The 15,395-nt window shown below is 53.0% G+C and carries 12 protein-coding genes; 10 read left to right on the top strand and 2 right to left on the bottom strand.

The window, feature by feature from the left end; genetic code table 11:
• Position 1: 1 nt before the first annotated feature.
• From hpnD to galU, 5 genes are all read left to right on the top strand, one after another.
• Positions 2-850 (top strand): presqualene diphosphate synthase HpnD, encoded by an 849-nt coding sequence (hpnD, locus tag D0T92_RS06715; protein ID WP_151051371.1) that lies wholly within the window; start codon positions 2-4, stop codon positions 848-850.
• Positions 847-2,187 carry a hydroxysqualene dehydroxylase HpnE gene (hpnE, locus tag D0T92_RS06710; RefSeq protein WP_151051369.1) on the top strand — a complete coding sequence of 447 codons (1,341 nt, stop codon included), beginning with the start codon at positions 847-849 and terminating at the stop codon, positions 2,185-2,187. The genes hpnD and hpnE overlap by 4 nt, the downstream gene beginning before the upstream one ends.
• A gap of 102 nt (positions 2,188-2,289) precedes the next feature.
• Entirely contained in the window at positions 2,290-3,009 is a 720-nt protein-coding gene (locus D0T92_RS06705) for an SDR family oxidoreductase (RefSeq protein WP_151051367.1), read from the top strand.
• Between the two features lie 272 nt (positions 3,010-3,281).
• Positions 3,282-5,702 (top strand): NAD-dependent DNA ligase LigA, encoded by a 2,421-nt coding sequence (ligA, locus tag D0T92_RS06700; protein WP_151051365.1) that lies wholly within the window; start codon positions 3,282-3,284, stop codon positions 5,700-5,702.
• 76 nt (positions 5,703-5,778) lie between these two features.
• Positions 5,779-6,654: a UTP--glucose-1-phosphate uridylyltransferase GalU gene (gene galU / locus D0T92_RS06695; protein ID WP_151051363.1), complete on the top strand. Its 876-nt coding sequence runs from the start codon at positions 5,779-5,781 to the stop codon at positions 6,652-6,654.
• 86 nt (positions 6,655-6,740) lie between these two features.
• Here the strand turns inward: galU and purL are convergent, their stop codons facing one another.
• Positions 6,741-10,655, bottom strand: coding sequence for a phosphoribosylformylglycinamidine synthase (purL, locus tag D0T92_RS06690; protein ID WP_151051361.1), 3,915 nt, complete (start codon positions 10,653-10,655; stop codon positions 6,741-6,743).
• 167 nt (positions 10,656-10,822) lie between these two features.
• Between purL and D0T92_RS06685 the strand changes: the two genes are divergently transcribed.
• From D0T92_RS06685 to aroD, 3 genes are all read left to right on the top strand, one after another.
• Positions 10,823-11,161 (top strand): P-II family nitrogen regulator, encoded by a 339-nt coding sequence (locus D0T92_RS06685; RefSeq protein WP_151053011.1) that lies wholly within the window; start codon positions 10,823-10,825, stop codon positions 11,159-11,161.
• 92 nt (positions 11,162-11,253) lie between these two features.
• Positions 11,254-12,186: a prolyl aminopeptidase gene (gene pip / locus D0T92_RS06680; protein ID WP_151051359.1), complete on the top strand. Its 933-nt coding sequence runs from the start codon at positions 11,254-11,256 to the stop codon at positions 12,184-12,186.
• A 33-nt stretch (positions 12,187-12,219) separates the two neighbouring features.
• Positions 12,220-12,981, top strand: coding sequence for a type I 3-dehydroquinate dehydratase (aroD, locus tag D0T92_RS06675; RefSeq protein ID WP_151051357.1), 762 nt, complete (start codon positions 12,220-12,222; stop codon positions 12,979-12,981).
• Positions 12,982-13,072: 91 nt separating this feature from the next.
• Here the strand turns inward: aroD and D0T92_RS06670 are convergent, their stop codons facing one another.
• Positions 13,073-13,540, bottom strand: coding sequence for a universal stress protein (locus D0T92_RS06670; RefSeq protein WP_151053010.1), 468 nt, complete (start codon positions 13,538-13,540; stop codon positions 13,073-13,075).
• Between the two features lie 140 nt (positions 13,541-13,680).
• On the opposite strand from D0T92_RS06670, the gene D0T92_RS06665 reads away from it, so the two are divergent.
• Positions 13,681-14,457, top strand: a complete 777-nt coding sequence (locus D0T92_RS06665; protein WP_151051355.1) for a tRNA threonylcarbamoyladenosine dehydratase — start codon at positions 13,681-13,683, stop codon at positions 14,455-14,457.
• Positions 14,454-15,326 (top strand): segregation and condensation protein A, encoded by an 873-nt coding sequence (locus tag D0T92_RS06660; RefSeq protein ID WP_151051353.1) that lies wholly within the window; start codon positions 14,454-14,456, stop codon positions 15,324-15,326. The genes D0T92_RS06665 and D0T92_RS06660 overlap by 4 nt, the downstream gene beginning before the upstream one ends.
• Positions 15,327-15,395 lie beyond the last annotated feature (69 nt).

Here is a 15,395-nt window from a genome sequence, read left to right as displayed (position 1 = left end):
CGTGCTACCGCTCGAATACTGCCGCCAAAAAGCCGCCGAAAGCCAATCCAGCTTTTTGGCGGGTTTTCGTTTTCTGTCGCCCCCGAAACGCGATGCGATGACCGTGTTATATGCGTTTTGCCGCGAGCTGGACGATATTGTGGACGAGCATTCCGATGCACATGTCGCACAAACCACGCTCAACTGGTGGCGCGGCGATTTGGCAAAAGTGTTTTCCGGCGAAACGCCCGAACACCCCGTTTGTCAGGCATTAAAAACCATCGCCGCCGATTTTTCGCTGCCGCATGAAGAGCTAGAAGAAATCATCAACGGCATGCAGATGGATTTGGAACAGGCGCGCTATGCACGCTTTGAAGACCTGAAACAATACTGCTACCGCGTCGCCGGCGTGGTCGGCCGTCTGATAACCCGTATTCTCGGTTTCACCCAAGCGGCCACCCTAGACTATGCCGAAAAAATGGGCTTGGCGCTGCAATTAACCAATATTATCCGCGATGTCGGCGAAGATACCCGCAACGGCCGCATCTATCTGCCTACCGAAGAAATGCAACGTTTCAACGTGCCCGCCCAAGTGATTATGCAGCACACCCCCACCCCCGAATTCGCCGCCTTAATGGCCTTTCAAACCGAACGCGCGCGCAATCTCTACCGCGAAGCCGTCGCCCTGCTGCCGCAACAAGACAAAAAAGCCCAAAAACCGGGCTTGATTATGGCCGGCATTTACTATGCCTTATTAAACGAAATCATTGCCGATGGTGCCGAAAACGTATTGAAATATAAAATCGCCATTCCCTCGCCGCGTAAAAAACGCATTGCCCTGAAAATATGGCTGTTCGGATTCAACCCATGAAACCATCCCCCCGCCCGCTACCCAAAGTTGCCGTTATCGGTGCCGGTTGGGCGGGTTTGTCGGCCGCCGTAGCGCTGGCACCGCACACCCGCCTAACCTTATTCGAAGCAGGCCGGCAAGCCGGCGGGCGGGCGCGCACACTCAATACCGACAGCCACGGTTTCAGCTTTCTCGACAACGGCCAACATATCCTCATCGGCGCCTACCGCAGCGTAGCCGCCATGCTGAACAAAATCGGCGTATCCGAACAAGAAGCTTTTCTACGCCTGCCCCTGCAATGGCATATTTCAGACGGCCTGCAATTTCAGACGGCCGCCCTCCCCCCGCCGCTGCATATCCTCTATGGCCTGCTTACTGCCAACAACATCGGCTGGAAAGAAAAAATCAGGCTGATTAACGATATGCGCGCCCTGCAAAGCCGACACCATAGCCATCCTGCCGATACCACCGTCGCCGCATGGCTGCACAGCCGCCGCGTTTCAAACACATTAACCGCCCAGTTTTGGCAGCCGTTGGTTTGGGGCGCATTAAACACCCCGCTGGAAACGGCTTCCCTAAATACCTTGTGCAATGTTTTGCAAGACGGCGTTTGGTCGGATGCCGCAGGCAGCGATTACCTATTGCCCAAACGCGATCTCGGCAGCCTCGTTGCTGATCCGGCACTGGCCTTTTTAGCACAACACCATGCCGATATCCGTATGGAAACGCGGGTCGGCCGCCTCAGCACGCTGCCGGGCGGCAAAGTATGCATAAACAACGAAACCTTTGATGCCGCCATTCTCGCCGTCGCCCCCTATCATGCCGCCGCCCTGATGCCGTCTGAAACAACTGATAATATTCAGACGGCCTACCGCAATATGCGCTATCACGCCATTACCACCGTTTATTTGCGCTATGCCGAAAGCGTGCACTTACCCGCCCCGCTCACCGGCTTGGCAGAAAATACCGCCCAATGGTTTATCGACCGCGGCGCATTAGGGCTGTCCGAGCATGAAACCGCCGCCGTTATCAGCGTATCCGACCTTGTTGGCCCCTATAAAAACGGAGAATGGATAAAACGGGTACACCACGACCTCAAAACCCTCTGCCCCCATCTCGGCGAACCGACGGCCGCACAAGTGATTACCGAAAAACGCGCTACCGCGGCATCAAGCGTTAACCGATACCTACCCGATTTGATGTATTTGCATCAACGGTATATATACCCCTGCGGTGATTACCTACACCCACGTTATCCCGCCACCCTCGAAGCGGCCGTACAATCGGGCTTAGCTGCTGCCGAACAATGTATTCATGATTTAAACGGATTGAAAAATGCCGATCGGGCACCAAGCTGATAAAATACAGAATTATTTTTGCCGCACCCCCTCAAATAACCAACCACCCTACTTTCAGACGGCCTGCCGCCGATAGCGATTGAGACGAAAAGGAAGAGAAACATGCCCCAACTTCAAGACAAAACCATTCTGATAACCGGCGCATCGCAAGGTATCGGCGAACAAGTGGCCAAAGCCTATGCCGCCGAAGGTGCCACCGTGATACTGGTGGCCAGACATCAGAAAAAGTTGGAAAAAGTATATGATGAGATTGTCGCCGCAGGCGGCCCCGAACCCTTTGCCATCTGCTTCGACCTACTCACCGCCGAAGAAGCGGAATTCGAGCGTTTCGCCGCCACCATCAACGAAGCTACCGGCGGCAAACTCGACGGCATCGTGCATTGCGCCAGCTATTTCTACGCCCTATCGCCGTTGGATTTCCAAACCGTCGCCGAATGGGTGAACCAATACCGCATCAATACCGTCGCCCCGATGGGCTTAACCCGTGCTTTCCTGCCCGCCCTCAAAGCCTCGCCCGATGCTTCGGTGATTTTTGTCGGCGAAAGCCACGGCGAAGACCCACGCGCCTACTGGGGCGGCTTCGGCGCTTCCAAAGCCGCACTGAACTACCTATGCAAAGTCGCCGCCGATGAGTGGTCACGCTTCCCCAACCTACGCGCCAATGTACTCATCCCCGGCCCGGTCAATTCCCCGCAACGGATGAAAACCCACCCCGGCGAAGCACGCAGTGAACGCAAAAACTATGAAGACATCATGCCGAAATTTGTTTGGTGGAGCAGCAACGCCAGCCAAGGCCGCAGCGGTGAAATTGTTTATTTATAGGGATTTAAATTGAGCGGTTGGCCGGATTAAGCCCCCGTTTTCTCAAACCCAATGATATTTATGACTTATAAAAGGCCGTCTGAAAATATTTTCAGACGGCCTTTTTAGCCGCACTAAAGCCATACCGCCGCTTTTTCTATACAATACGGGTTATCCGTTTCAGACGGCCTTATGGTTTACTATTCATTATTATGAACTGCAAACCAAGCAAACCAAACACAATAAAGGCCGTCTGAAATACCGTTGTTTATTTTTCAGACGGCCTTTTATTTATGACTCAAACCACCGACCGCATCCGCGCATTAACCGATCTGCTCAACCGCTACGCCTACGAATACTATACCTTAGACGCGCCGACCGTACCCGATTCGGAATACGATACACTGTTTCGAGAACTCGAAGCCCTCGAAGCCTCCCACCCCGAACTGCGCCTGCCCGAAAGCCCGACCCTCCGCGTCGGCGGCGCGCCTTTGGAAGGCTTCGACAGCGTGCGCCATGTGGTGCCGATGTTGTCGCTGAATAATGCGTTTTCGCCGCCTAACGAAGACGGCACATTCGATCACAGTGAAATGCTGGCGTTTGACGAACGGGTTCGCAACGGCCTTTCCGGCGCACAGCCCGAATACATTATCGAGCCTAAGTTCGACGGTCTCGCCGTCAGTCTGCTTTATCAAAACGGCGTATTGGTTCAGGCCGCCACCCGTGGCGACGGCAGTACCGGCGAAGATGTGACCCGCAATATCCAAACCATCGCTAGCATTCCCTTGAAACTGCACGGCGACACACTGCCCGAACTCATCGAAGTGCGCGGCGAAGTATTGATGCTGAAAGCAGATTTTGCCGCGTTAAACGAACATCAGGCCGCCAACGGCCAAAAAACATTTGCCAATCCCCGCAATGCGGCCGCCGGCAGTCTGCGCCAACTCGATTCACGCGTTACCGCCAAACGCCGCCTGCACTTTTTCGCCTATGGCATTGCCCGTCTCGAAGGTGTCAAAGCGCCGCAACAGCACAGCGCCGAGCTGGCCTATTTAAATCAATTGGGTTTCAGCCTGCCCGAAGGCAATTACCGCGTTTTCCCCGATATTCACGGCGTTTTGGCATTCTATGAGAAAATGTCGAAAAAACGCCCCGACCTGCCATACGAAATCGACGGCATGGTGATTAAGGTCAACAGTTTGGCGCAACAGGAAACCTTAGGCTTTGTTTCCCGCGCCCCCCGCTGGGCCATCGCGCACAAATTCCCTGCTGAAGAAGCCTTAACCGTAGTTGTAACGATTGATGTTCAGGTCGGCCGCACCGGTGCGGTAACGCCCGTTGCCCGTTTGCAGCCGGTATTTGTCGGCGGCGTTACCGTCACCAACGCCACCTTGCACAACGAGGGCGAAACGCAAAGAAAAGACGTCCGCAAGGGCGATACCGTCGTGGTGCGGCGTGCGGGCGACGTTATTCCCGAAGTGGTGCGCGTTGTATTCGAGCGCCGCCCGATGCAAACCGACACCACGGTTAGCGCGGCAGACGATTTATTTGCCGAAACCGTTGCCGATCCGCAGCCGCTCTATCCGCGCTATCATTTGCCGGAGCGGTGCCCGATTTGCAACAGCCCGATTGAGCGCGAAGAAAGCGAAGCCGTCGCCCGTTGCAGCGGCGGTATGTTGTGCCAAGCCCAACGTGCGCAGGGCGTGATTCATTTTGCTTCGCGCAAAGCCATGGATATCGACGGCTTGGGGCAAAAACAAATCGAGCAATTGGTTGGCCAAGATTTGGTGAAACACTTTGCCGACTTATACCGCTTGGACATCCCAACCTTGCAACAAATGAAAGAAAATGCCGATGCCGAAGAGGCCGCAGAAACCGAAACCGAAAAAGTTTCAGACGGCCCTAAAAAACCGTTGCCGACCAAATGGGCGGAAAACATCTTGGCCGGTATCGAAGCCAGCAAACATCCCGAACTGGCGCGCTTTTTGTTTGCATTGGGCATCCGCCATGTCGGCGAGCGTACCGCCAAAATACTTGCCCAAGCATTCGGCACATTGGAAAGCGTACGCCATGCCCCCGAGCCGCTGCTGGCCTGCCTGCCCGATATCGGCAGCGTAGTCGCCCGCTCTATCGCCCACTTTTTCGCCCAGCCGGAACAACAAGCCATGATAGACGAGCTCTTGGCCGTCGGCGTTGTCCCACAAGCACAAAAAATCAGCCTACCGCTGGCACAATATGCCGAACCGAAAAAATGGATCAACCGCCTGCCCGAATTTAAAATCAGCGAAACCAAAGCCGCCGCTCTATGGGATTTGGCCGGGCAAAATATCGACAACCTCATCAACGATCAGGCGCTGCCTGCCGATTGGCAACAATGGCGTAGCCAACCCGCCAACCGCGCCATTCTGCATGCAGTTAAAGATTTTCTCAGTCGTATGCCGTCTGAAACCGACCCAACCGATTCGGGCGACACCAATGCCGCCGTAGCCGGAAAAACCTTTGTGCTAACCGGCACCCTGCCCACCCTAAAACGCGACGATGCCCAAGCGATGGTTGAAGCCGCCGGCGGAAAAGTTTCCGGCAGCGTCTCGAAAAAAACCGATTATGTGGTCGCGGGCGAAGCGGCCGGCAGCAAATTGGAAAAAGCCCTTACCTTAGGCATTACCGTGTTGGACGAAGCACAATTTTTGGCTCTGCTTTCCCATAAGTCCTAATTCATTTTTTAATGAATATACTTTAAGATAATTTGCAAAACAGCCTTACTCAAACTTTCCCTTTAAGGAATCTTTTATGAAACCGATTAAAAAAGCCGTTTTCCCCGTTGCCGGTATGGGCACACGCTTCTTGCCCGCCACCAAGGCCAGCCCGAAAGAAATGTTGCCGATTGTCGATAAGCCCTTGATTCAATATGCCGTAGAAGAAGCCGTTTCCGCCGGTTGCACCGAAATGGTGTTTATCACCGGACGCAATAAACGCAGTATCGAAGACCATTTCGATAAAGCATACGAATTAGAAAACGAATTGGCACAACGCCATAAAGACAAACTGTTGGCACATGTTAAAGACATTCTGCCGCAGGGAATCACCTGCCTGTATATCCGCCAAGCAGAAGCGTTGGGCTTAGGGCACGCCGTTTTGTGCGCTAAAGCCGCCGTCGGCGAAAATCCCTTTGCCGTGATTCTGGCAGACGACTTAATTGATGCGCCGCAAGGCGCGCTCAAACAAATGGTCGATATCTATAACCAAACCGGCAACAGCGTATTGGGTGTGGAAACCGTTGCGCCCGAACAAACCGGCTCATACGGTATTGTAGAAATCGAAAACCTGAAAAACTACAAACGCATCACCAATATTGTGGAAAAACCGAAGCCCGAAGAAGCGCCTTCCAATCTGGCCGTGGTCGGACGCTATATCCTCACCCCGCGTATCTTCGACCTACTCACCAATCTGCCACGCGGCGCCGGTAATGAAATCCAACTCACCGACGGCATCTCCCGCCTACTTGACCACGAATTCGTACTGGCGCATGCCTTTGAAGGCACCCGTTATGATTGCGGTAGCAAATTAGGCTATTTGGAAGCCACCGTTGCTTACGGTTTGAAACACCCCGAAACCGGCGAAGCATTCCGCCAGTTATTAAAAAACTATATCGAAAAAACCGAATAACGTTTTATCGATATAAAATCATATAAAAAGCCGTCTGAAATATTTCAGACGGCTTGATTTCAAATCAGCCTACACTAAAACGGCAATTATCCTAAAGCTTTACGCGCGCCGGCAAACAAGCGGTACCAGCCGGAAAGTTCGCTATCACGCCATGCTTCGGGCGACCAGCTCATTTGGGCGGTACGGTACACCCGTTCGGGGTGCGGCATCATAATGGTAACGCGGCCGTCGCTGTTGGTAACACCGGCAATGCCCTGCGGCGAACCGTTGGGGTTGAGCGGATAGGTTTGGGTAACCTGATTGAGGCCGTCCACATAGCTTAGGGCGATATTGAGGCCGTCTGAAACTTGGCCGCCGTGATGGGCAAAATCGGCGCGTCCTTCGCCGTGGCTCACCACTACAGGTAAACTGCTGCCCTGCATTTCGGCCAAAATCAATGAGGAAGACTTGGGCACGTTTACCATGCTCAAACGGGCTTCAAACTGCTCGCTCTCATTGCGTTTGAACTTCGGCCAGGCCGCCGTTCCTGGAATAATTTCCGCCAGATTGCTCACCATTTGGCAACCATTGCACACGCCTAGCGTTAAGGTGTCGCCGCGTTTGAAAAAGGCTTCGAATTGGTCGCGCAGTTGCGGGTGGAACAAAATAGATTTTGCCCAACCTTCGCCGGCACCCAATACGTCGCCATAGCTGAAACCGCCGCAAGCCGCTAGCATTTTGAAATCGTCCAAACGGGTACGGCCTGCCATTAAATCGCTCATGTGCACATCGTAAGCATCAAAACCGGCACGGGTAAAGGCGGCCGCCATTTCCACCTGACCGTTTACCCCCTGTTCGCGCAATACGGCGATTTTGGGTTTGGCGCCGCGGTTGATAAACGGCGCGGCGATATCTTCTTTCACATCAAAGGTTAAATCGGCAAACAGTTTGCTGCGTTCGTTGTCGGCCAATAATGCCCATTCGCTGTCGGCACAGGCCGGATTGTCGCGCAGGCGTTGGATTTGATGGCTGGTTTCCTGCCATGCCTGTTGCAGCTTCAGCGTGCTTTCGTCCAATAAAACGGTATCGCCGTTCAATACGCGGAACTGGGCATCTGCCTGCACTTGGCCGATAAGGTGTACCGCATCGTTTAAACCCTGTTCGGCAAACACAGCGGCCACTTTATCGGCATCGGCGGCATGTACCTGCAATACTGCCCCCAATTCTTCATTAAACAGCACCCGCAAAGCCGCTTCTTCGGCATTTTTCGCATTCGATAGGGCGGCAATCAGCGCAGAAACATCGGCCTGCACACCGCAACGGGCGGCAAAAGCCATTTCCGCCAGCGTGGCCAACAAACCGCCGTCGGAACGGTCGTGATACGCCAATAATTTATCTTCGGCCACCAATTGCTGCACTGCCGCATAAAAGGCTTTCAGACGGCCTGCTTCAATATCGGGCGCATCGCCGCTTAAGTCTTGATAAACCTGCCCCAAAGCCGAGCCGCCCATACGCGCTTTGCCGAAGCCTAAATCAACCGCCAGTAAAACACTGTCGGCCACATTTTTTAATTCGGGCGTAACGGTTTTGCGCACATCCTGCACGGGTGCAAAGCCGGTAATAATCAGGCTCAAAGGCGAAACGACGGCTTTTTGCGCACCGTTTTCCTGCCATACGGTTTTCATCGACAGCGAATCTTTGCCCACCGGAATACTGATGCCCAATTGCTGGCAGGCTTGCGATACCGATTCAACAGTGCGGTACAGTTTTTCATCTTCGCCCGCATTGCCGCTGGCAGCCATCCAGTTGGCAGAAAGTTTGATATGGCCGATATCGCCGATATTCACCCCGGCCAGATTGGTTAATGCTTCGCCAATCGCCATACGGCCGGAAGCCGGCGCATCAAACAGCGCCACCGTGGGTTTTTCACCCATCGCCATAGCTTCGCCCTTATCGGTGTTGAAACCCATAATGGTCACAGCGGCATCGGCAACCGGCGTTTGATATTTGCCGACCATCTGATCGCGGTGGGACAAGCCGCCGACGCTACGGTCGCCGATGGTAATCAAAAAGTTTTTTGCAGCAACGGTCGGCAGGCGCAATACGCGGTAAGCCGCTTCTTTTAATTCGATACCGTTACCCGAAAAAGCTTTTTCAGACGGCTGAAGCGGTTGGTCGTTACGGGTGGTTTTGGGTGGTTTGCCAAGCAAAACATTCAAAGGCAAATCTACCGGATCGTTGTCGTATAAATCATCGCGTACTTGCAAATGGCCGTCATCGGTAGCGGTGCCGACCACGGCAAACGGGCAGCGTTCGCGAGCGCAAATTTGGCGGAACGCTTCCAAATCTTCGGGCAGAATCGACAATACATAACGCTCTTGTGCTTCGTTACACCAAATCTGCATCGGGCTTAAGCCGTGTTCTTCCAAAGGCACATCGCGCAATTTAAATACCGCGCCGCGCCCGGCATCGTTCACCAGTTCGGGGAACGCATTCGACAGGCCGCCCGCGCCGACATCGTGAATGGCAATAATCGGGTTATTGCTGCCAAGCTGCCAACAGCGGTCGATCACTTCTTGGGCACGGCGTTCGATTTCGGGATTGCCGCGCTGCACCGAGTTGAAATCCAAATCGGCGGCATTGCTGCCGGTATCCATAGACGAGGCCGCGCCGCCGCCCAAACCGATCAGCATGCCGGGGCCGCCGAGCTGAATCAGCAATGCGCCTTCGGGAATACGGTCTTTATGGGTTTGCTGCGCCTGAATATTACCCAAACCGCCGGCAATCATAATCGGCTTGTGATAGCCGCGCATCTGGCCGTCGAACTCGGCTTCAAACGTGCGAAAATATCCCAGCAGATTGGGGCGGCCGAATTCATTATTGAATGCGGCGCCGCCGATGGGGCCTTCAATCATAATATCCAACGCGCTGCTGATATGCTCAGGCTTGCCATAACTGCCTTCCCACGGTTGCGGATGATCGGGGATATTGAGGTTGGATACGGTAAAGCCGGTTAAGCCTGCTTTCGGGCGTGCGCCTTTACCGGTTGCGCCTTCGTCGCGGATTTCCCCGCCCGCGCCGGTGGCCGCGCCTGCAAACGGGGCAATAGCAGTCGGATGGTTGTGGGTTTCCACTTTCATTAATATATGGGTTTCTTCTTCGCTGAAACGGTAGCCTTGTGCTTCGTCGGCATGCGGATAGAAACGTTCGATGGTCGCGCCTTCAATAATGGAAGCGTTGTCTTTATAAGCAACCACCGTGCCTTCGGGGTGCGCGTTGTGGGTATCGCGAATCATGCCGAACAATGATTTAGGCTGCTGCTCGCCGCTTAAAATAAAATCGGCATTAAAAATTTTATGGCGGCAGTGTTCGCTATTGGCTTGCGCAAACATCATCAATTCGACATCGCTGGGGTTGCGTTTGAGCGCTTGATAATTCTCGGCCAGATAGTCGATTTCATCGGGCGACAAAGCCAAGCCTAAGCTGCGGTTGGCTTCTATTAAGGCCGCTTTGCCTTGCGCCAACACATCGACCGTTGCAAAGGTTTGTGCTTCGGGATGGGCAAACAAGCGTTCGGCCGTCTGAAAATCGGGCAAAACGCTTTCGGTCATACGGTCATGCAATAAAGCCGCCCATTGTTGTTTTTGGCTTTCGCTGAGTTGGCCGTCTAACCATACCGCCATGCCGCGTTCGATGCGCTCGATATCGTTTAAGCCGCAGTTGTGGGCGATATCGGTGGCTTTCGATGCCCATGGCGAAATAGTGCCGATACGCGGGGTAATCAGAAACAGATGATGGCCGTTATCGGCAGCCGGTGTTTCGCGAACATATTCGGCGGCCAATAAAGCTTGTAATTTTTCGATGGTTTCGGTATTCAAAGGGGTATCGCTGCCGACAAAATACCAATATTCGCTATGAGGTGCCGCTGTCGGCAAACCGGCGGCGGCAGCTTTTTGCAGTAGTTTTTCGATGCGGAAATCAGAAAGGGCGTTAACGCCGCGCAAAGCTAAAACAACAGACATAGATTCGGGCTTTCAAAAGCAGTTGGGAAAGCCCGAATTGTACGCGAAAACCACTTTGGCTGCTGAGGTATTTTGATATGCCCAAGCAAATGAAAGTAGATTGAATAGCGCTCGTGTTTATGTTAAAACAAGGCCGTCTGAAACCTCATTTCCCATGCGAGAAAACCATGAAAAAAATCGAAGCCGTGATTAAGCCGTTCAAACTCGACGATGTACGCGAAGCACTCACTGAAATCGGCATCACCGGTATGACTGTATCCGAAGTCAAAGGCTTCGGCCGTCAAAAAGGCCATACCGAAATCTACCGTGGTGCCGAATATGCGGTGGATTTTCTGCCTAAAATCAAATTAGAGCTGGTGCTTTCCGATGCCGACGTCGAGCGCGCCGTCGAAACCATTATCGAAGCGGCACATTCCGGCAAAATCGGCGATGGTAAGATTTTTATTTTGCCGGTAGAAGAAGCCATCCGTATCCGTACCGGCGAGCGTTCCGACGCAGCGGTTTAATCAACCATACACCAAAGGCCGTCTGAAAGCCCGTTTTCAGACGGCCTATACCCTATTTTTTCTAAACATCTTCCAAGCGCAAGGGGTATTTTATGTATCCGATTCAAGAGCCTTATCAAAGCGGTTTGCTGCCTGTATCCGATTTGCACGAAATCTATTGGGAAGAATCCGGCAATCCCGACGGCATTCCGGTGATTTTTCTTCACGGCGGGCCCGGTGCGGGCGCATCGCCGCAAGTACGCGGATTTTTCAACCCTGCCCGCTACCGTATCGTGGTTATCGACCAGCGCGGTTGCGGCCGCTCGCGCCCTTATGCCGAAACCCGCGAGAATACCACTTGGGACTTGATAGACGATATTGAAAAAATACGCACCATGCTGGATATCGACAGCTGGCTGGTATTCGGCGGTTCATGGGGCAGCACATTATCGCTGGCTTACGCCCAAAGCCATCCGCAACGGGTACGCGGCTTGATTTTACGCGGCATTTTTCTGGCGCGGCAGGCCGAAGTAGATTGGATTAACGAAGCAGGCGGCGCTTCCCGTATCCACCCCGAACAATGGCAACAGTATCTGGCGCCCATCCCCGAAGCCAAACGCGGCAAGCTGGTAGCTGCCTATCATGAATTATTATTCGGCAGCGACCGCGCCGCCGCTTTGCAAGCCGCCAAAGCATGGGCGGAATGGGAAAGCTGGCTGATACAGTTCGAACCCAAGCCGGTAGAAGAAGATGCGGAACAGGCATTGGCGATTGCCCGTATCGAAAACCATTATTTTACCCATCACTGCTGGCTGGATAACGAACGCGCATTATTGGCCAATATCGACACCATCCGCCATATTCCCACCGTGATTGTGCAGGGGCGTTATGATTTATGCACACCGATGCAAAGCGCATGGGATTTAAAACAAGTGTTCCCCGAAGCGGATTTAAGAATCGTTCAAGGCGGCCACGCCTCCACCGAAGGCGAAATCGCACGCGGCTTGGTACAGGCTACCGACGAATTTGCCGAGCGCAATATCTAAAGCGGCAGGCTATCCGGCCCAATAAGGAATAAAATGAACACCGTAACCGTTAAAAACCTCACTTTGGGCGACGGCATCCCAAAAATCGCCGTGCCTTTGGTTGCAGAAGATTCAGACGGCCTGAAAGCCGCACTGGCAGACATCCGCCGTGCCGATTTCGATATATTGGAGTTTCGCGCCGACTTTTTCAAAGAAGCCCGCAATCCCGACTATATTATCGAACGCCTACGGGAAACACGGCAGGCGCTGCCTGAGACGCCGCTATTGTTTACCTTCCGCCGCGCCGAAGAAGGCGGCAACTGCCCGATGCCCGAAAGCGCTTATTTCAACCTTATTCAGACGGCCATCTCTTCCGGCCTGATTGATATGATTGATATCGAACTGTTTGCCGCGGCCGATCAAGTGAAAGAAACCGTTGCCATAGCCAAAACACAAGGCGTAACCGTTTTGATGTGTAACCATGATTTCGACAACACACCGCCGAAAACAGAAATCATAGGCCGTCTGAAAACCATGCAGGATTGGGGGGCGGATATTTGCAAAATCGCCGTGATGCCGCACTCGCCTGCCGATGTGTTGATATTACTCGATGCCACCCAAACCATGCTTCAAGAATATGCCATTCAGCCTTTGGTCACCATTTCTATGGGCAAACTGGGCATGATCAGCCGTTTGGCCGGCGCCACTTTCGGCTCGGCCATCACATTCGGCACCGCCGGCAAAGCCTCCGCACCCGGCCAGATTGGCGCCGATGATTTACGCTTTATTTTGAACACGCTATCGGGCGAACATTAAATAAAAAATAAACAGGCCGTCTGAAAAACCTTTCAGACGGCCTAATCACTGATGCGCTTCAATACACTGCTTCAGCGCGCTTCGTGTCGTTTTATTCCTCTTCTTCCGCCACGCTGCGGATAACCAATAACGGCAGATGGCTTTGACGCATCACGGTTTCGGCGAAACTGCCCATCAGCAAATGCATTAAACCGCTGCGGCCGTGCGTACCCAACACAATCAGATCCGAGCCTTGCGAATCGGCATAATCCACCAATTCCTGTGCCATTTCACGGGCACCTTTAGTGGCTACCAACAAATGTTTCACCACATCGGTAACGCCTTTTTCTTTGGCACGCGCTTCGGCGAAATCCAACACCTCGTTGCCTTGTGCAACCGCTGCAGCTTCATAACTTTCATGCTGTAAAAATTCAGGCGCCAATGCCATATATTCGGCAGGATTGGCCACGTGAACCAAGGTTAATCTAGCATCGCCCACGCGCGCAAGCTCTGCTGCGTGTTTCAAAGCGTTTAAAGAAGTCGCACTACCGTCAACAGCAACCACCAAATGTTTATACATCATCATTCTCCTTTCCATAGTCGGCTAGCGACCGATTTTTTAGTGAAATGTGATTCATTACGCACCTTGAAGTATAATACCCCTGCGCCGTTTTGCCAGCATTTTTTTATCGAATATTGATTTATCACAAGGCTCCGTTTATGTCCGATTCCGTTCTCACTTCCTCGCGCCGCTTCGGCGGTATTGCCCGCCTCTACGGCGATTCCGCGCTACAACGCTTCGGGCAGGCGCATGTTTGCGTGGTGGGTGTCGGCGGGGTCGGCTCTTGGGTAGTGGAAGCTTTGGCGCGTTCGGGTGTCGGCCGTTTAACCTTAATCGACTTGGATAATGTCGCCGAATCGAATGTGAACCGCCAACTGCCCGCACTCACATCGGAATTCGGCAAAGCCAAAGTAACTTCTTTGCACGAACGCATTCTACAAATCAACCCCGATTGCCAAGTTACCGAAATCGAAGATTTTGTTAACGAAGAAAATCTATCCGAATTATTCGATCAACCGTTTGATTTTGTGATTGACGCCATTGACCAAGTGCGGATAAAAGCCGCAATGGCCGCCTATTTCACCGAGCACAAACAACCGTTTGTCTTAAGCGGCAGCGCGGGCGGGCAGAAAAATCCCGCCCTGATTCAAACCGCCGACCTCAGCCGAGTCACCCACGACCCGCTCTTGGCCAATCTGCGCTATACCCTACGCAAACGCTACGGCTTTTCGCGCGACACCAAGCAAAAAATGAACGTGCCCTGCGTTTATTCCACCGAAAACATCACACCGCCGCAAAGCGGCGAAGTTTGCGACACCGGTGAAGCGCCGCAAGGCTTATCTTGTGCCGGATACGGCGCCAGTATGTTGGTAACCGCCTCATTCGGCCTTTATTGCGCCCAAGCCGCCATCGAACACATAGGCGCCCGAAAATGACCGCCGACACCACGCACTTAGCCGAACAAACCGCCGCCGAAAACCCTCATGCCGTTGCTTGGATTTTCGGCCAACCGGTAGTGGATTTGCCGCAAGACTTATTCATTCCGCCCGATGCCCTTGAAGTTGTGCTGCACAGCTTCCAAGGCCCCTTAGATTTGCTGCTTTATTTAATCCGCAAGCAAAATATCGATGTATTGGATATTCCGATGATTAAAATCACCGAGCAATATCTGCACTACATCGCCCAGATGGAAGCCTACCAATTTGATTTGGCGGCAGAATATCTATTGATGGCAGCCGTATTGATTGAAATTAAATCGCGCCTGCTGCTGCCGCAACCCGAAAATATTGAAAACGAAGAAGAAGCCGACCCCCGCGCCGAGCTCGTCCGCCGCCTGTTGGCCTACGAACAAATGAAACTCGCCGCCGCCGGACTGGACGCCCTCCCCCGCGCCGGACGTGATTTTATTTGGGCGTACTTACCATTAGAAATCGCCGTCGAAGCCAAGCTGCCCGACGTACACACCGCCGACCTTACACAAGCCTGGCTCTCGATTCTTTCCCGCGCCAAACACACCCGCAGCCATGCCGTCGTTCAGGAAACCATTTCCGTGCGTGCGCAAATGAGCAGCATCCTACGCCGCCTCAATCAAAGCGGACAATGCCGTTTTTCCGAATTATTCAAAGCCGAACAAGGCATTGCCCATGTGGTCGTCAACTTCATCGCCCTGCTCGAATTGGCCAAAGAAGGCTTGGTGCGCATTATCCAACCCGAAAACTTCACCGAGATAGAAATCCATATTAAAAACGAAAATTTGGAAAGCCATGAAGCCGAAACGCCCGATAACAATAAATATGAAAATTAAATAAATAATTTTTATTCAATTGAATTGGCATATAATGAATTTCGGAACTAAATGAATGAAAAACAGTCT

Origin of the sequence: Neisseria zalophi (assembly GCF_008807015.1) — a bacterium.
Classification (GTDB): Bacteria; Pseudomonadota; Gammaproteobacteria; order Burkholderiales; family Neisseriaceae; genus Neisseria; species Neisseria zalophi.
The sequence above is the reverse complement of the archived record's forward strand: the minus strand, read 5'-3'. Positions and strand labels throughout refer to the sequence as shown.

Coding starts and splice junctions, on each gene's coding strand:
- D0T92_RS06685 (WP_151053011.1), top strand. CDS start 10,823: ATGAAAAAAATCGAAGCCGTGATTAAGCCGTTCAAACTCGACGATGTA.
- hpnE (WP_151051369.1), top strand. CDS start 847: ATGAAACCATCCCCCCGCCCGCTACCCAAAGTTGCCGTTATCGGTGCC.
- D0T92_RS06670 (WP_151053010.1), bottom strand. CDS start 13,540: ATGTATAAACATTTGGTGGTTGCTGTTGACGGTAGTGCGACTTCTTTA.
- D0T92_RS06665 (WP_151051355.1), top strand. CDS start 13,681: ATGTCCGATTCCGTTCTCACTTCCTCGCGCCGCTTCGGCGGTATTGCC.
- D0T92_RS06705 (WP_151051367.1), top strand. CDS start 2,290: ATGCCCCAACTTCAAGACAAAACCATTCTGATAACCGGCGCATCGCAA.
- ligA (WP_151051365.1), top strand. CDS start 3,282: ATGACTCAAACCACCGACCGCATCCGCGCATTAACCGATCTGCTCAAC.
- purL (WP_151051361.1), bottom strand. CDS start 10,655: ATGTCTGTTGTTTTAGCTTTGCGCGGCGTTAACGCCCTTTCTGATTTC.
- galU (WP_151051363.1), top strand. CDS start 5,779: ATGAAACCGATTAAAAAAGCCGTTTTCCCCGTTGCCGGTATGGGCACA.
- pip (WP_151051359.1), top strand. CDS start 11,254: ATGTATCCGATTCAAGAGCCTTATCAAAGCGGTTTGCTGCCTGTATCC.
- aroD (WP_151051357.1), top strand. CDS start 12,220: ATGAACACCGTAACCGTTAAAAACCTCACTTTGGGCGACGGCATCCCA.
- D0T92_RS06660 (WP_151051353.1), top strand. CDS start 14,454: ATGACCGCCGACACCACGCACTTAGCCGAACAAACCGCCGCCGAAAAC.